This window comes from Aeromicrobium sp. P2_G6, assembly GCF_056403535.1.
The window spans coordinates 730,419-746,182 of record NZ_JBFUFH010000001.1 but is presented as its reverse complement, the minus strand read 5'-3'; the positions used below and the strand labels follow the sequence as shown (position 1 = coordinate 746,182).

Sequence of the window (15,764 nt, the reverse complement as noted above, 5' to 3'; positions counted from 1 at the left end):
TGTCCTACCCGGGGTTGCGGCGGGTCAGCTCGACCCGACTGCTCCTGCTGTCGTCGCCGCCACGATGCCGGCGGTGACGGCGGACTGGGCTGCCTGGATCGCCTTGCGTACGCCTTCGCTGGCCCAGTCGCCCTCGGCGATGACCTTGGCTCGGGCCTTGGCGCGCTTGCGCTCGGGCTTGTCGACCAGCAGCTTGGTCAGGTCGCCGGCCAGCAGCAGGCCGATCAGCGGACCGGTCTCGGCGTCGGCGGGCTGGTCGTGCAAGAGGCTTGCCCGGACCCGGTTGACCAGGTCGTGGCGCCGCGCACTGTCGACGACCTCGTGCCGGCTCACCGCGAACATCCCGAGGGCCTTGGCCGGGCGGACGCGCATCTGCCCCTTGGTGACCAAGGCGGCGTACGCGTGCTTGCGGCCCTGCTTGCCGAGCTTGGTGACGGTGTTCTGCGGGGTTTGGCGGCCACGGTTGCGTACGCGGGCGAAGGCCTGATCGAGGAGCGGGTCGCCGACCGGAGCGTGGCTGACCACGACGACTCGCGCCTTGCGGCCGTCGCCGTCGAGCGCCAGGTAGCCGGCGGCGACGAGGTCGAGGAGGTGCGCCCCGCCGAGCACGATGTCAGCCTTCCCGCCGTCGACCCGTGGCTTGCCGGTCAGGGGATCCGTCACGATCAGCAGCAGGTCCTCAGCGGTCGTCATGCCTCCCACGCTATCGATGCGCTGGTGCAAGCATGGTGTGGTGATCAACGGCGGCGTCTCGTTCTGGTGGCAGCAGGTCGGCATCCCCGAGCGGCGACCGGCGCTCGACGGTGACCTCGACTGCGACGTCTGCATCGTCGGCGGGGGACTGACGGGCCTGTGGACGGCGTACTACCTGTCGGCACTCGACCCGGGCCTCTACATCGTGGTGCTGGAGGCCGAGTTCGCGGGCTATGGCGCTTCGGGTCGCAACGGCGGCTGGCTGTCGGCGGAGCTGTCCGGCAGCAAGGAGCGGTATGCCGCGACGCACGGCCGCGAGGGCGTCCAGGCGCTGGTCTCGTCGATGGAGTCGGCGGTCGACGAGGTCATCGACGTGTGTCGGGCGGAGGGCATCGACGCCGACATCGTCAAGCACGGCGTGCTCTACGTCGCCCGGTCCGCCGCGCAGCTCAAGCGGATGCACGAGGGACTCGTCAGCGACAGGGCGTGGGGCATTGGCGAGCACCACCAGCGGGAGCTGACCGCCGCGGAGCTGCGTGAGCGGCTGCGGGTCGAGGGCGCTCTCGGCGCGACATTCAGCCCGCATTGCGCGCGCGTGCAGCCCGCCAAGCTCGTGGCCGGTGTCGCCGCGGCGGTCGAGCGACGAGGCGTACGCATCCTCGAGCAGACCCGCGCCACCAGCATCGAGCCCGGCGTCGTGACGACCGAGCGTGGAGTCGTACGAGCTGGTCGCATCCTGCGTTGCCTCGAGGGCTACACCGCCGGCATTCGCGGACAGCGGCGCACGTGGCTGCCGATGAACTCCGCCATGATCGTGACCGAGCCGCTGTCGGAGTCGGTGTGGCAGTCGATCGGCTGGCGAGGCGCCGAGCTCCTGGGCGACAACGCCAATGCGTACTGCTACGCCCAGCGCACCGCCGACGGCCGCATCGCGCTGGGCGGGCGAGGCATCCCCTACCGCTTCGGCTCCCGCACGGATGTCGACGGGCAGACGCAGGAGTGGACCATCGAGTCGCTCACCGGGATCCTGCACGGCATGTTCCCCGCGACCCGTGAGTCACCCATCGACCACGCGTGGTGCGGTGTGCTCGGGGTGCCGCGTGACTGGTGCGCGAGCGTCACGTTCGACGCCTCGACGGGTCTCGGCTGGGCCGGTGGCTATGTCGGCAGCGGGCTGACCACGACGAACCTCGCCGGCCAGACCCTCGCTGACCTCGTGCTGGGCCGCGACACCGAGCTCGTACGCCTGCCGTGGGTCAACCACGACGTACGCCGGTGGGAGCCCGAGCCGCTGCGCTGGCTGGGCGTACGGGCGATGTACGGGCTCTACCGCGAGGCCGATCGCCGCGAGAACAAAGGCCTCACCCGCCCCAGCCGCCTGGCAAGGATCGGCGACAAGCTGACCGGGAGATAGGCGCCCATCTCGTGAGTCGAAGTGCTCGCGTGAGCATGCGATCTCACGTGACGTGGTCTCGATACGATCCCTCGTTCCTCGGGATCACTCGACCACCGAGTGGTCGCGCACACATTCGACCTCCGAGTTCGCCGAGATGCTCGCGTACGCACTCGCCGGTCGAGTAGCCAGCGAGCTCTGCGAGTCGGCGTATCGAGACCTCGTGAGTCGAAGTGCTTGCGTGAGCACGCGATCTCACGTGACGTGGTCTCGATACACCCGCTCGTTCCTCGCGGGCACTCGACCACCGGGTGCAGAGCCGACCTGAACAGCGGTAGGGTTGAGGTACCAAGACAGGGGAGCGCCACGCAGAGGGCGCTGAGAGTGCGGACCAGCCGCAGACCCTTGAACCTGCACCGGTTAGTACCGGCGAAGGGAGTCACGATGAGTTCTGCAACCACGCCCAAGACGGGGTTCAACGTGCATTACCGCACGATTGACCTCGTCACCATCACCACGCTCGCAGTCGCGTTCGGCGTCATCTTCTGGGGTTGGGACAAGATCTACGATCCGATCTCCAGTGGGGCGACAGTCGCTTACCCGCCATCTGCCGCGCTGTTCGGCGGCATCTGGCTCATGGCGGGTGTTGTCGGCGGGCTGATCGTTCGCAAGCCCGGCGCGGCGTTCGCCACTGAGTTCCTTGCAGCGGTCGTCTCGACGATCATGGTCGGCGGGAACCAGTGGGGCTTCAGCACGTTTGCCTCGGGGTTCTGGCAGGGCCTCGGCGCCGAGGTCATCTTCCTGCTGTTCTTCTACCGTCGATTCGGTCTCGTGGTGGCTGCCCTTGCAGGCGCCGCCGCGGGTGCTTTCGAAGCGGTCTACGAGTGGGGGTCCTACTACTCCGGCTGGGACCTCGGATACAAGCTCGTTCACCTCGGCTTCTTCGCTCTCGCCGGCGCGGTTGTTGCCGGCGGAGGTGGGTTCCTGCTGGTGAAGGCTCTGGCCAAGGCCGGTGTCCTCGACGCGTTCCCAGCGGGGCACGAACAGGTCGCCGAGGTCTAGGTGTCTCTCGGTGGAGCCCGCTTCAGGGGCTTCACGTGGCGCCCTCTCGGCCGACGCAACCCCGTCGTCGCCGGGCTCGATCTCACGATCGAGCCCGGTGAGCGGGTGTTGCTCGTCGGCCCGAGCGGCGCCGGCAAGTCGACGTTGCTGTACGGCCTGGCCGGCGCGCTGGGCACCACGATCGCGGGTGAGCTGAGCGGCACCGCGGATGTCGACGGACGGCTCGGGCTGCTGTTGCAGAACCCCGCTGATGCGATCGTCGCCGAGCGGATGGGCCGTGATGTCGCATTCGGCCCCGAGAATGCCGGCATGTCCCGCGACGAGATCTGGTCCCGCGTCGACGAGGCGTTGGCGTCGGTCGGCCTGACGTACGGCCGCGACCACTTCTGCGCTGCCCTCTCCGGCGGCGAGCAGCAACGGCTGGCGCTGGCCGGCGTGCTGGCGATGCGGCCCGACGTGCTGCTGCTCGACGAGCCGACCTCGATGCTCGACTCTGAAACCTCGGCCAGCGTGCGCGACGCGATCCTGGCGGCCGCCGACGGGCGTACGTTGCTGATCGTCGAGCACCGCATCGCACCGTGGCTCGACCATGTCGATCGCGTAGTCGTGCTCTCCGCCGATGGCACGGTGGTCAGCGACGGCACGGTCCGGGCGTTCCTCGACGGTCCACTGCCGGCCGGCGTCTGGATGCCCGGCATGGCAACGCCCGTGCCGTTGGACATACCGGACGCGCTGGTACGTCCTGAGGGTCGGCCGTTGGCGATCGACGCGACCGACGTGTCGGTCGAGCTCGTCACCCGTACGCTTCGCGGCACCCAGCGCACGCAAGCGCTCACCGGGCTGACCGCCACGCTCAACCCGTCGCATACGACCGCGTTCACCGGGCCCAGCGGGGCCGGCAAGTCGACGGCACTCGCCGTGCTCGGCGGGCTGCTCAAGCCGGGCAGCGGCACGATCAGCCCCGAGCTCCGCCGGTGGCGGTCGCCGCAGCTCGCGGGCGCGATCGGCTGGGTCCCGCAGAACCCCGAGCACGGGTTCCTCACCACGACGGTCGGCGACGAGATCCGCCGCACCGCCCACAAGCTGGGCCGGGCGGTCGACGTCGAGCAGGCGCTCGAGGTGTTCGGGCTGGCCCGCTTCGCCGAGTCCAATCCCTACCGGTTGTCGGGCGGCGAGCAACGTCGTCTGGCACTTGCGGCTGCACTGGCGCACCGCCCCGGCGTCGTCCTGCTCGACGAGCCGACGGTGGGCCAGGACCCCAGCACCTGGGCCGCGGTCGTCGGCTGGATCGAGGCTGCCCGTGCCGCCGGCGCGACCGTCGCGCTGTCCACCCACGACGCCGACCTGCCGGTCGACGTCGAGCACCGGATGCGCGAAGGGGTGCTGCAATGAGCGAGCGCCAGCGAGTGAATCATGAGGCAGGGTTCATGCGATCGCCTCCGTATCTTTGCTCTTCCACGGAGGCAATCGCATGAGGACTCTCGTCCTGCGGATCAATCCGCTCGTGCAGCTCTCGGTCGGCATGTTCTCGTTCCTCGGCTCGTTCTGGATCCGCAGCCTGCCGGTCGCGCTGATCGCCCTCGGCGCGTACGTCATCGCCGGGCTGCTGCTCCTCCCCGGCTGGCGCTATCCACTGGTCTGCCTGGGCTTCACCGCGATCGCCGCCGTCACGATCGTCTACTCGACCTGGCGGCTCGGCGGCCATGACGTCGAGGAAGCCTTCACCGCCGGCCTGCGGATCGTCGTGCTCGCCGGGCCGGGATCGGTCATGGCCGGATATGTCGACCCGTCCCGGCTGGCGGACTACCTCGCACAGACGCTGCACCTGCCGGCCCGGCTGATCGCCGCGTTCGCTGCGGCGTTGCAGAAGTTCGCCGGGTTCGGCCTGGCCTGGCAGCAGCTCGAGCGCGTGCGCCGGGTGCGTGGGTTCGGACCGTCGCGCAACCCGATCGCCAACGGTCCCTACGCCGCCAACATGTCGTTCGCCCTGCTCGTGCAGGCGCTGCGCGGTGCCTCGGCGACATCGATCGCGATGGACGCGCGGGGGTTCGCGACGGCCCACGACCGTACGTGGGCCGAGCCGGCACCGTGGACCCGGCTCGACAAGGCCGGCCTCGTCGTTGCGGCCCTGATCGGCTCCGTCCCGGTCATCGCGCACCTCGCAGGGGTTTGACGGATCTTCATGCGTTCGTGTTGCGCTGACGGCGCAAACGCATGGAGATCCGTCCCGCCGCCGGTCAGTCCACGACGTGCTGGAAGCCGTGCCGTTCGACGTGTTGGCGCCACAACAGCTCGGCGATGTCCGCCGGGTCGTGCGTGAGGCCGCGGCCGAGGCCGCCGACGATCGCGGTGTGGGCGACGTGGATGCCGGCGCCGGCGAGGGAGTCGTGGAGCAGTCGGGCATACGCCACCTCGGCTGCGTTGGAGACTGCTGAGCTGGCCCGTTCGGCGTTGGGCGCGACCGCGGCGCCGCCGGTGGTGAACAGGAGCGTGCCCCTGCCGCGCTCCCGCATCGACGGGAGAACGGCCTCGACGGCGTCGATCGCCCCGAGGACGGCGAGCTCCAGCGCGGCGCCCATGTCGGCGGACGAGGTCTCGGCCACGGGCTTGATCCAGTCGACCGACGCCAACGGGCTGTAGAGCATGACCTCGACGGGGCCGAGGGTGTCGGCGAGGTGCGCGAGGGCAACTCCCGCCTCAGCCGGATGACGGAGGTCGGCGGGCTCGGTGGTCGCGGTGATGCCCTGATCCATCAGGGTGTTGGCGAGCACGTGCAGGCGCTTGGCATTGCGGGAGACGAGTCCGATGTCGAAGCCCTCGGCTCCGAACCTCTGGGCGGCGGCCAGCCCGAGGTTGGGTCCGGCGCCGACGATCGCGAGAGTGGGCATGACTCTGACGATAGCCCTGTGATGGAGGTCCTCTGGCGCACCGGCGGTCGTACGTACTAGGGTGCCAACTAAGCAAGCGCTTAGCACTCTGCTGTCCCCTGGGAAGAGGTTCTTCATGCCACGCGTGTTCGACAGTCTCGACGACTTCAAGGCAGCCGCCGGAGAGGTGCTCGGCACGAGCGACTGGGTCACGATCACCCAGGAACAGGTCAACACCTTCGCCGATGCGACCAACGACCACCAGTGGATCCACGTCGACCCCGAGCGAGCGGCGAAGGGCCCGTTCGGTGGGACGATCGCGCACGGCTACCTGACGCTGGCGCTGCTCCCGTCGTTCGCGGAGGAGATCTACACGATCAACGGCCTGGCGTTCGGGATGAACTACGGCGCCAACAAGGTGCGCTTCCCCAACCCAGTGCCGGTCGGCTCCAAGCTGCGGGCGACCGCGACGCTCAAGGAGACCTCTGACATCGCGATCGGCACGCAGGGCATCGTCGGCTTCGTGATCGAGATCGACGGTGCGGACAAGCCCGCCTGCGTCGCCGAGGTCGTCTACGTCATGGCCGGTGCGTGAGATGGACTTCGCATTCGACGCCAAGACCCAGGAGATCGTCGCCAAGGTCAACGCCTTCATGGAGGCCGAGGTCTACCCGGCCGAGGCCGTGTTCGCCCAGCAGATCGAGGAGAGCATCGCCACCGACCGGTGGTCGTTCCCGCCGATCGTCCACGAGATCCGCGCGAAGGCCAAGGCGCAGGGACTGTGGAACTTCTTCGCCCCCGGTGAGGAGGGTGCAGGACTGACCAACCTCCAGTACGCCCCGATCGCCGAGATCACCGGCCGCAGCATCCAGATCGGCCCGCAGGCGTTCAACTGCGCCGCGCCCGACACCGGCAACATGGAGGTGCTGAGCATGTTCGGCACCGATGAGCAGAAGAAGCAGTGGCTCGAGCCGCTGCTCGACGGCACGATCCGCTCGGCGTTCGCGATGACCGAGCCCCAGGTCGCGTCCTCGGATGCCACCAACATCGAGCTCTCGATCGTGCGAGACGGTGACGACTACGTCATCAACGGCCGCAAGTGGTGGATCACCGGCGCGATGAACCCCGACTGCAAGATCTTCATCGTGATGGGCAAGACCGACCCGTCGGCCGACCGCCATCGCCAGCAGTCGATGATCCTGGTCGAGCGCGACACCCCCGGCCTCGAGATCAAGCGGGGCATGCGGGTGTTCGGCTACCACGACCGTGACCACGGTGGGCATGCCGAGCTGGCATTCCATGACGTACGCGTGCCGGCCAGCAACATCATCGGCGCCGAGGGTGAGGGCTTCGCGATCGCGCAGGCCCGCCTCGGACCTGGCCGCATCCACCACTGCATGCGGTCGCTGGGCATCGCCGAGCGCGCCGTCGAGATGATGAGCGAGCGTGCGCTCGACCGCGTCGCGTTCGGCAAGCCGATCGCCGACCAGGGCGTCGTACGCGACTGGATCGCCGAGTCGCGCGTACGCATCGAGCAGCTCCGCCTGCTGGTGCTCAAGACCGCGTGGCTGATGGACACGGCGGGCAACCGCGGCGCCCACACCGAGATCCAGGCCATCAAGATCGCCACGCCGCAGACCGTGGAGTGGATCCTCGACAAGGCGATACAGGTGCACGGCGCGGGCGGCCTGAGCCAGGACTTCCCGCTCGCCGAGTGGTTCGCGGGGATCCGTACTCTCCGGTTCGCCGACGGACCCGACGAGGTGCACAAGAACTCGCTGGCTCGCGCCGAGCTCAAGAAGCACGCCTGACGATGGAGCTCTCCGGAGCCAGCACGATCGTCACGGGCGCGGCCAGTGGCATCGGCGAGGCGATCGCGCAGCGACTGCTCGAGCGCGGCGCTTCGGTCGTCATCGGCGACCTCGACGGGGGGCGGCTGGAGGCGACGGCGTCGCGGCTCGACGCCTCGCACCCGGGTCGCGTCTCGCACGTCGCCGGAGATGCGTCGGATGCTGCGCACGTGGCCGCGCTGATCGATGCGGCTGGCGAGGTCGACGCGTACTTCGCCAACGCCGGGGTGTTCAAGGGCTTCGGGCTCGAGGCGACGGATGACGAGTGGGCGTTGTCGTGGGACGTCAACGTCAAGGCGCACGTCGTCGCGGCGCGAGCCCTGGTGCCGGGCTGGTTGGAGCGCGGCGCCGGTTGCTTCGTCAGCACGGCATCGGCCGCCGGCCTCCTGACGCAGCTGGGCTCTCCGACGTACTCGACGACGAAGCACGCAGCGGTCGGCTTCGCGGAGTGGCTCGCAGCGACGTACGGCGACCGGGGTGTGCAGGTGTGCTGCCTGTGCCCCATGGGCGTACGCACCGACATGTTGGTCGAGGGCGAGACGAGCGCGGTCGGCGATGCCCGCCTGGGCATGAAGTCGGTCGTCTCCGCCGGCGAGACGCTCTCACCGCTCGCCGTCGCCGATGTGCTCCTCGCGGCGGTCGAGGCCGGCACGTTCTTCGCCCTCCCGCACACGGACGTCGGCACGATGTACGCCCGCAAGGCCGCCGACACGGATCACTGGATCGCCGGTATGCAGCGTTTTCGCACGTCACTGGGTTAGCGGGCGGCGTTCGTTCCTTGGTAGCGTGACAGGGTGATCTTCTCGCTCGGGGGCGGGAAGCGGGGGCTCGTCCTCGCCGCAGCCACGGCCCTCATCCTCAGCCTGTCGGCGTGCTCGTCCGACGACAAGCCCACCGACCAGCCCACGAAGGCGACGTCGACGGCCACGACCGACCCGAAGGCTGCCGACGAGGCCGCCGTCAAGGATCTCGTCGATCGCTTCTGGGCCACCGTCGTTGCCTCCGAGAACGAGGGCAACACCGATCCCAAGCAGTTCGCTGACGTCGCCAACGGGACCTTCGTCGAGCGCCAGCTCTCGACCCTCAAGAGGTACAAGAAGATCGGCCTGCTCCGCGTCGGCCGGCCGGTCATCGGCGACGTCGAGGTCACGGTCACCGGCGACTCCGCTGACATCGCCGTCTGCAAGAACGAGGACGGCTGGACCGCAGAGCAGGACGGCGAACCGGTCCCCAACGACAAGAAGTTCGGCAACAACCCTTGGGGCGCCGAGGCCACCAAGGTCGACGGCACGTGGCTGATCACGGACGTACGACTGCCTCCGAAGGGATCGAAGAAGTGCGCCTGAAGGGGATGCCTCGTCGCGCCGCGCGGATCATGACGGCGGTGGCCGTGGCGCTGGGGCTGACCGTCCTTTTGGCTGGGCCGGCTCAGGCAGAGCTGTGCGAGGTCACCAACGCCGATGGCACGGTCTCCTATGTCGAGTGCACCCCCGGAGGCGGTCCGACGACGCCTCCCCCCGGTGGCGGCACCGGCGGCGGGCCGAGCTGCGACCTGAGCAAGGAGCCCTACACCGAGTTCTGCAAGGGCGACGCGGCGTGCTGGGGCAACAACCCGTCCCCGAACTCCGAGGACGACCTGGGCGATCGCATCGGCCCCAAGCCCGGCGACGACTATCACATCGCGTTCAGGTCCTGCGACGACGGCGAGGACGACTGGTACTGGACCAAGGACGACGCGCCGAGTCGTGAGGAGCTCGCACGACGCGCCTACGGAGCCCTGCAGGTGCCGGTGTTCACGCCGACGTTCAACCCGCCGACCACGACGTACGTCAACCTCGACACCTGGTGGTGGGCGCAGGGTGCCGGCACGGACGAGCTCGTCGGCAGCGCCGCCAACGGCATCCGGGCTCTGGCGACGCCTGACCACATGGAGGTCGATCCCGGCGACGGCTCTGGGGTGTTCCGGTGCGACTTCAGCACAGCGAAGTCCGACGACTGCGCGCACACCTATCGCCGCGCGAGCTATGCGGGCCAGGCCAGGGCGGCGGACGGCTCCAAGGCCTACCCGGCGCGGATGCGGTTGATCTGGGACGTGCGCTTCGAGGACGACGGAGCCCCGCTCGTGATCGCCGGGCTGCCCACATCGCTGGCGAGCCCATGGCGTGGCGCCCCCGTTCCGGTGCGGGAGATCCAGACGGTCGTGGTCCCCAGACGCTGAGCTGCGCGCTTCCGCTCCTTGAGCTTGTCGGCTTCCGCTCCTTGAGCTTGTCGAAAGGAGTTGTCCACAGCCGGGATTGCAGCCGAAAAGGCGTGTCAGTGGTGGCGTCTAGGTTGGAAGTATGTTCACCGAAGTCGCCACCGAGGACCTCTTGCGGGAGGTCCGTTCGTATGACTTCGGGAACGAACCGGTCCATGAGTTCGGGGCCAGCCGGATCGACGCGATCACCGCGTTGGACCGGGCGATCCGGGCCGCGCAGGCCGAGCAGCTGGCGCAGATCGCGGCGCTGGTCGAGGAGCGGTCCGAGTTCATGGGCATCAGCCGCGGCGACCCGACGTTGTCGGTGATCGGTGAGGTCGGGATGGCCCGCAACATCGGCCCCACCGCCGCCGGCACCCAGGTCGGACTGGCGCTGGGACTGGACCGGTTGCCCCGGGTCAAGGAGCTGTTCGCCGCCGGGCAGATCAGCGAACCCGTCGTCCGCGCCGTGGTCAAGGAGTCCGTGTCGTTGGCGGTCGATGACTTCGTGGTCCTGGACGGGGAGATCGCCGACCAGCTGCCCGGGCTGACCCCGATCCGCGCCGGGCAGCTGACCGCCCGGGCGGTCATCCGGATCGACGCCGACGCCGCCCGCCAACGCGCACAGCGGAACCGGGCCGACCAACGGGTGTCGATGTTCCCCGAGACAGACGGCGTCGCGATCCTGCAGGTCCGCGGACCGGCCGAGCAGATCCTCGCCGCCCACACGGCGCTGGACGACCACGCCCGCGCCCTACGGGCTGCCGGTGATGACCGCACGATCGGGCAGATGATGACCCAGACCCTGGTCGAACGCGTCACCGGCCAACGCTATGCCGACGACGTCGCCGTCGAGGTCCAGCTGGTCCTGGACGCCCCCACCCTGCTCGGTGCCGATGGCGGCGAACCGGTCGACCTTCCCGGCTACGGACCCATCAGCCCTTCGGTGGCCGACGACATCCTCGCCCAGGCCCACCACGCCACCATCCGCCGACTGCTGGTCGACCCGATCGACGGCACCCTGGTCGTGCGTGAACCCCGCCGCCGCCACTTCGACCCCTCGACCGCCGGCCACATCCGCACCCGCGACCGGCGCTGCCGCCAGCCGGGGTGTGATTTGAAGATCCGCCACCACGACCACATCCACGCCCACATCGACGGCGGCATCTCGACCGCTGACAACGGTCAGGGCCTGTGCATCCGCTCCCACACGTTGAAGCACCTGCCCGGCTGGAAGATCACCGCCAAGGGCCAAGCCACCGTCTGGCGCACCCCCACCGGCCACACCTACATCTCCCACCCACCACCACTACTGCCCACAGACCAACCCGGCCACCTCCGCCAATAGGCCGCAGCAACCGCCCCGCTCCACCCCCGGCGTACGCTTGGCGCCGATGAGACGACAGGTGAGGCAGGGAGCATGAAGGCGTTCGGGGTCGCCGCGATCGCGGCAGCGTTGGTGCTGATCGCGTACGTCGTTGACCTGCTCGCAGGCTCCGACCTCAGCAAGGGAGCCGCCGCCACCGGCCGTGCCGCCGTGATCGTCGGCGCCGTCGTCTGCGCGGGCGTCATCTACCAGTTGTGGAGCGTCCGCAAGCAACACACACCGCGCGACCACGCCGCCGTGGCTGCCGTGCTGCTCGGTGGTGCGCTCGCCGCCTCATCAGCATTCAGCGCCACCGACGGACAGATCTTCGGCAACTCCCTCACCGCCGCCGCCGGAGTCGCGGGCCTCGCGCTCGGACTCGCCGGCTCTCGACCCACCCCGATCAGCACGGAAGGCCGCCGATGATCGAGCTCCTGACCCCCACCCAGATCGACGAGATGCGCCCGGCCGGGCGGTTCGTCGCATCCGTGCTGTCCGCGCTCGAAGAAGCCGCCGACGTCGGCGTCGACCTGCTCGAGCTCGACGCCCTCGCCCACAAGATGATCCGCGAACGTGGCGCCGAGTCCTGCTACATCGACTACCACCCGTCGTTCGGGGCGATGCCGTTCGGCAAGGTGCTCTGCACCTCCGTCAACGATGCGGTGCTGCACGGACTCCCGCACAAGTACAAGCTCCGCGACGGCGACCTCGTGAGCTTCGACTTCGCCGCCTCGGTCGACAACTGGGTCTGCGACTCGGCGCTCAGCGTCATCGTCGGCACGCCACGGGAGGAGGACGTGCGCCTGATCGGCCACGCGCAGGAGGCGCTCGACGCCGCCATCAAGGTCGCCCGCGCGGGCAACAAGGTGGGCGACATCTCCGCCGCCATCGGTGAGGTCGGCCGTTCGCACGGGCTCAAGGTCAACACCCAGTTCGGCGGCCACGGCGTCGGCCGGACGATGCACGGCGATCCGCACGTACCCAACGACGGACGGGCGGGCCGCGGCTTCCCCCTCAAGCCGGGACTCGTGATCGCGATCGAGCCGTGGTTCCTGCACACGACCGACGAGATCGTGATGGACGACGACGGCTGGACGATCCGCAGCGCCGACGGCTCACGCGGCGCTCACGTCGAGCACACCATCGCGATCACCGAGGGCGACCCGATCGTCATGACCGCGCGCAGCTGAACGCGAGCCTGAAGCAAGTCAGCCGAAGCCGGGCGGCCGCCGGTCGTGCCACGGCGCGGCAGCCTCGACCTGCGCGCACAGGCTGAACAGCGAGCCGTCCTGGCCCGGGTGTCCGGCGATCATGACGCCGACCGGCAGGCCATCGTCAGTCCAGTGCAGGGGCAGGCTCGCGGCCGGTTGCCCGCTCATGTTGTACAGCGCGGTGTATGGCGTGAACAAAAGCTCCCGACGGTGATCCTCCAGCGGATCGCCCGACTCGTTGAACCAGTCGACCGGTTGCGGGGGCAAGGCCAGTGTCGGCGTCAGGAAGGCGTCGTACGCCTGAAGGTCCGTGATGACCTGTCGCGTCGTGAGCTCGAGGAACTGCAGCGCCTGGGTCAGCTCGATCGCCGTGGACGCCCGCCCGCGGTCGCGCCAGTAGCGGGTGTTGGGCCGCAGCACCGCCTCGGCCTCCGGCGGGATCGCTGCTGACGCGATGCCACTGGACCAGATGACATTGAACTGCGGCTCGAGCTCCTGCGGGAACGGGTTGTCGATGTCGACGATCTCGTGGCCCAGCGACTCCAGCAACTGACTCGCCGACTCCCACGCGTCGACCGTGTCAGGTCCCGGCGCGATGCCGTCGAGGTGCGTCCGGGACCAGCGGGCGATGCGCATGCGTCTCGGAGCCCGTCGCGCCCACTCGGCGTACGGCACCGGCGGCTCGGGCAGCGGGCGTACGTCGCCGGGCTCGGGGTGCGCCATGGCGTCGAGCAGCGCGGCCGCGTCCCGCACCGTACGCGTCAGCGGCCCGTCGCCCGCGAGCCCGCTCCAGTCCGACCCGACGGGTCCCGCGCTGACCCGGCCACGGCTCGGCTTGAAGCCGAAGATCCCGCACGCGCTCGCCGGTATGCGGATCGAGCCGCCACCGTCGCTGCCCTGCGCCACCGGCACCAGCCCCGCGGACACGGCAGCCGCAGCCCCGCCGCTGGACCCGCCGGCGTTGCGGCTCGGGTCCCACGGCGTACGGGCCGGACCGATGACGTCGTTGTCGGTGTAGGAGGAGAGACCGAACTCCGGAGTGTTGGTCTTGCCGAGGCTGATGAAACCGGCCGCCTCCACGAGGTCGACGACGTACGCGTTGATCTCCGGCACGAAGTCGCGCATCCCTGCTGAGCCCATCGAGGTCGGGATGCCACGCGTGAAGGTCAGGTCCTTGAACGCCGTCGGCACCCCGGTGAACGGGGGAGCCCCGCCGGAGGCGATCCGCTGGTCCGCCTCGGCCGCCTGCGCGAGGGCCTCCTCAGCGGTGACGGTGACGAAGGCGCCCAGCGACGAGCTGTGTGCTTCGACGCGGGCGAGGTGGTGCTGGACGAGCTCGACCGACGACACCTCGCGAGACCGGAGCGCCGCCGCCTGCGCCGTCGCATCGAGCTCGTGGAGCTCGCTCACGCCGTGAGGCCGGACCGGCGCTTGACCGAGGTGAGCAGCACTGTCGCGTCGGTCTTCGCCAACAGGTGGTGGCGGGCGTCGGGCACGTCGAGCAGGTCGCCCTCGAACCCGGCCCACACGGAGTCGCCGGAGCCCAGCTCGACCTCGCCCGACAATACGAGAACCGTCGCCTCGCCCGGGTTCTCGTGCTCGTCGAGCCGGAAGCCACCGGCCAGCGCGATGACCGTCTGCGTCATCTCGGTGCCGGGCCCGCCGACCGGCATGTACGCCGCCCGGCCGGCGCTGTTCTCCCGCGCTGCCTCGAGAAGCTCTGCTGCCTGGGTGTGCACGTTGAAGGGGTCCATGACGCCATTCAACTCCCCATGGGGCGGCAAGGCCATCAGGCTGTCGCGCCGACTGCGTCGTGAGCCTCCTAGGATTGCCCCGTGGCCACACCGAAAGTCCTGCTGTTCTACGCCTTCACGCCGCTGGCCGACCCCGAGGCGATCCGGCTCTGGCAGCACACTCTCTGCGACTCGCTCGGCGTCCGGGGCCGCATCATCATCACCAAGGACGGCATCAACGCGACGCTCGGCGGCGACGTCCTGCAGCTCAAGAAGTACGTCCGCGGGACCCGTGCCTACGCCCCGTTCAAGGAGATCGACTTCAAGTGGAGCGAGGGCCGGGCGCTTGAGGACGGCACGACCGCCGACTTCCCGAGGCTCAGCGTCAAGGTGCGCGACGAGCTCGTGACGTTCGGCGCCCCCGACGAGCTCGAGGTCGATGAGGGCGGCGTCGTGGACGGCGGCACGCACCTGACACCGGCCGAGCTGCACGCCCTCGTCGAGTCCAAGGACGTCGTGTTCTTCGACGGGCGCAACCAGATCGAGTCGGCGATCGGCCACTTCGCCGGTGCCGTGCGCCCACCCGTCGAGACGACGCGGGAGTTCATCGCCGCGCTCGACAGCGGGGCGTACGACCACCTCAAGGACCAGCCGGTCGTGACCTACTGCACCGGCGGCATCCGCTGCGAGGTGCTCACGCCGCTCATGAAGCATCGCGGGTTCCAGGAGGTCTACCAGCTCGACGGCGGCATCGCGACGTACGGCGAGGCATACGGCGACGACGGCCTCTGGGAGGGCTCGCTGTATGTCTTCGACGACCGCATCACGATGGACTTCTCGGACCACACCGCGCTGGTCGGGAGCTGCGACACGTGCGAGACGCCCACGAATCATGTCGCCGACTGCGGCGATGTCTCCTGCGTACGCCAGATGAACCGCTGCGATGGGTGCCAGTCGCGAAACGACCTTTGCCTGAGTCACACATGAACCCCCGATTCCCGAAGCAGGTCTTCGACGACGGCGAGGACCCGGACCCGCGGTTGTCCCAGTCCAACGAGCGGACGTTCCTCGCCTGGGTACGCACCTCGCTTGCGCTGGTGGCCGGTGCCGTCGCTGTGCACACGCCGGCCCTCGACCTCGATGGGTGGGCCAAGACCATTGCCTCGTTGTGCCTCCTGGCTGCAGCCGGGGTCGCGATCGTGCAGTCCTGGACCCGCTGGCGCGCGACCGAGCGCGCGATGCGTACGGGCGAGCCGCTTCCCGGCTTTGGAGGCCCGGTGCTGCTGGCGGCAGTGCTCGGCGTGCTGATCGTCGGGGTGGCCATCGGCGTCGTCGTCGACGCCCTGCGCTGAG

Annotated in this window: 18 protein-coding genes and 1 riboswitch; of the genes, 14 read left to right on the top strand and 4 right to left on the bottom strand. The window is 69.4% G+C overall.

Translation table 11 applies throughout. The features are described 5' to 3' along the window. Positions 1-24 precede the first annotated feature (24 nt). Entirely contained in the window at positions 25-693 is a 669-nt protein-coding gene (locus AC1DVU_RS03655; protein WP_476921063.1) for a GOLPH3/VPS74 family protein, read from the bottom strand. Here AC1DVU_RS03655 and AC1DVU_RS03650 point away from each other — a divergent pair. From AC1DVU_RS03650 to AC1DVU_RS03635, 4 genes are all read left to right on the top strand, one after another. Then, on the top strand, positions 692-2,107 hold the full coding sequence (locus AC1DVU_RS03650) for an NAD(P)/FAD-dependent oxidoreductase (RefSeq protein WP_476921062.1): 1,416 nt from the start codon (positions 692-694) through the stop codon (positions 2,105-2,107). The two genes, AC1DVU_RS03655 and AC1DVU_RS03650, sit on opposite strands and share 2 nt — an antisense overlap. Before the next feature lie 324 nt (positions 2,108-2,431). After that, positions 2,432-2,541, top strand: a riboswitch (TPP riboswitch). Then, positions 2,531-3,148 carry an ECF transporter S component gene (locus AC1DVU_RS03645; protein ID WP_476921061.1) on the top strand — a complete coding sequence of 206 codons (618 nt, stop codon included), beginning with the start codon at positions 2,531-2,533 and terminating at the stop codon, positions 3,146-3,148. (Overlaps the previous riboswitch by 11 nt.) Continuing rightward, complete coding sequence (locus AC1DVU_RS03640) at positions 3,149-4,540, top strand: ABC transporter ATP-binding protein (RefSeq protein ID WP_476921060.1); 1,392 nt, start codon at positions 3,149-3,151, stop codon at positions 4,538-4,540. A gap of 79 nt (positions 4,541-4,619) precedes the next feature. Next, positions 4,620-5,321, top strand: a complete 702-nt coding sequence (locus tag AC1DVU_RS03635; RefSeq protein ID WP_476921059.1) for an energy-coupling factor transporter transmembrane component T family protein — start codon at positions 4,620-4,622, stop codon at positions 5,319-5,321. Between the two features lie 64 nt (positions 5,322-5,385). Here AC1DVU_RS03635 and AC1DVU_RS03630 read toward each other — a convergent pair whose 3' ends face one another. Further along, positions 5,386-6,036, bottom strand: a complete 651-nt coding sequence (locus AC1DVU_RS03630; RefSeq protein ID WP_476921058.1) for an SDR family NAD(P)-dependent oxidoreductase — start codon at positions 6,034-6,036, stop codon at positions 5,386-5,388. 115 nt (positions 6,037-6,151) lie between these two features. Between AC1DVU_RS03630 and AC1DVU_RS03625 the strand changes: the two genes are divergently transcribed. The 8 genes from AC1DVU_RS03625 (at position 6,152) to map (ending at position 12,657) form a co-directional block, all read left to right on the top strand. Then, positions 6,152-6,610, top strand: coding sequence for a MaoC family dehydratase (locus AC1DVU_RS03625; RefSeq protein WP_476921057.1), 459 nt, complete (start codon positions 6,152-6,154; stop codon positions 6,608-6,610). A 1-nt stretch (position 6,611) separates the two neighbouring features. After that, positions 6,612-7,826 carry an acyl-CoA dehydrogenase family protein gene (locus tag AC1DVU_RS03620; protein WP_476921056.1) on the top strand — a complete coding sequence of 405 codons (1,215 nt, stop codon included), beginning with the start codon at positions 6,612-6,614 and terminating at the stop codon, positions 7,824-7,826. Positions 7,827-7,828: 2 nt separating this feature from the next. Next, positions 7,829-8,626 carry an SDR family oxidoreductase gene (locus AC1DVU_RS03615; RefSeq protein WP_476921055.1) on the top strand — a complete coding sequence of 266 codons (798 nt, stop codon included), beginning with the start codon at positions 7,829-7,831 and terminating at the stop codon, positions 8,624-8,626. A 33-nt stretch (positions 8,627-8,659) separates the two neighbouring features. Further along, the gene (locus AC1DVU_RS03610) at positions 8,660-9,211 is read left to right on the top strand and encodes a hypothetical protein (RefSeq protein ID WP_476921054.1); all 552 of its coding nucleotides are present in this window, start codon (positions 8,660-8,662) and stop codon (positions 9,209-9,211) included. Beyond that, positions 9,157-10,083, top strand: a complete 927-nt coding sequence (locus AC1DVU_RS03605; protein WP_476921053.1) for a hypothetical protein — start codon at positions 9,157-9,159, stop codon at positions 10,081-10,083. The genes AC1DVU_RS03610 and AC1DVU_RS03605 overlap by 55 nt, the downstream gene beginning before the upstream one ends. A gap of 121 nt (positions 10,084-10,204) precedes the next feature. Then, positions 10,205-11,449 carry a DUF222 domain-containing protein gene (locus AC1DVU_RS03600; protein ID WP_476921052.1) on the top strand — a complete coding sequence of 415 codons (1,245 nt, stop codon included), beginning with the start codon at positions 10,205-10,207 and terminating at the stop codon, positions 11,447-11,449. A 72-nt stretch (positions 11,450-11,521) separates the two neighbouring features. Continuing rightward, entirely contained in the window at positions 11,522-11,893 is a 372-nt protein-coding gene (locus AC1DVU_RS03595) for a hypothetical protein (RefSeq protein ID WP_476921051.1), read from the top strand. After that, complete coding sequence (gene map, locus AC1DVU_RS03590) at positions 11,890-12,657, top strand: type I methionyl aminopeptidase (RefSeq protein WP_476921050.1); 768 nt, start codon at positions 11,890-11,892, stop codon at positions 12,655-12,657. The genes AC1DVU_RS03595 and map overlap by 4 nt, the downstream gene beginning before the upstream one ends. An 18-nt stretch (positions 12,658-12,675) precedes the next feature. On the opposite strand, the gene AC1DVU_RS03585 is transcribed toward map, so the two are convergent. Then, positions 12,676-14,088 carry an amidase gene (locus AC1DVU_RS03585; protein WP_476921049.1) on the bottom strand — a complete coding sequence of 471 codons (1,413 nt, stop codon included), beginning with the start codon at positions 14,086-14,088 and terminating at the stop codon, positions 12,676-12,678. Next, complete coding sequence (locus tag AC1DVU_RS03580; RefSeq protein ID WP_476921048.1) at positions 14,085-14,432, bottom strand: cupin domain-containing protein; 348 nt, start codon at positions 14,430-14,432, stop codon at positions 14,085-14,087. Before AC1DVU_RS03580 ends, AC1DVU_RS03585 begins: the two co-directional genes overlap by 4 nt. A gap of 81 nt (positions 14,433-14,513) precedes the next feature. On the opposite strand from AC1DVU_RS03580, the gene trhO reads away from it, so the two are divergent. After that, positions 14,514-15,398 carry an oxygen-dependent tRNA uridine(34) hydroxylase TrhO gene (gene trhO / locus AC1DVU_RS03575; RefSeq protein ID WP_476921047.1) on the top strand — a complete coding sequence of 295 codons (885 nt, stop codon included), beginning with the start codon at positions 14,514-14,516 and terminating at the stop codon, positions 15,396-15,398. Next, positions 15,395-15,763, top strand: coding sequence for a YidH family protein (locus AC1DVU_RS03570; RefSeq protein WP_476921046.1), 369 nt, complete (start codon positions 15,395-15,397; stop codon positions 15,761-15,763). Before trhO ends, AC1DVU_RS03570 begins: the two co-directional genes overlap by 4 nt. Position 15,764: the final 1 nt, after the last annotated feature.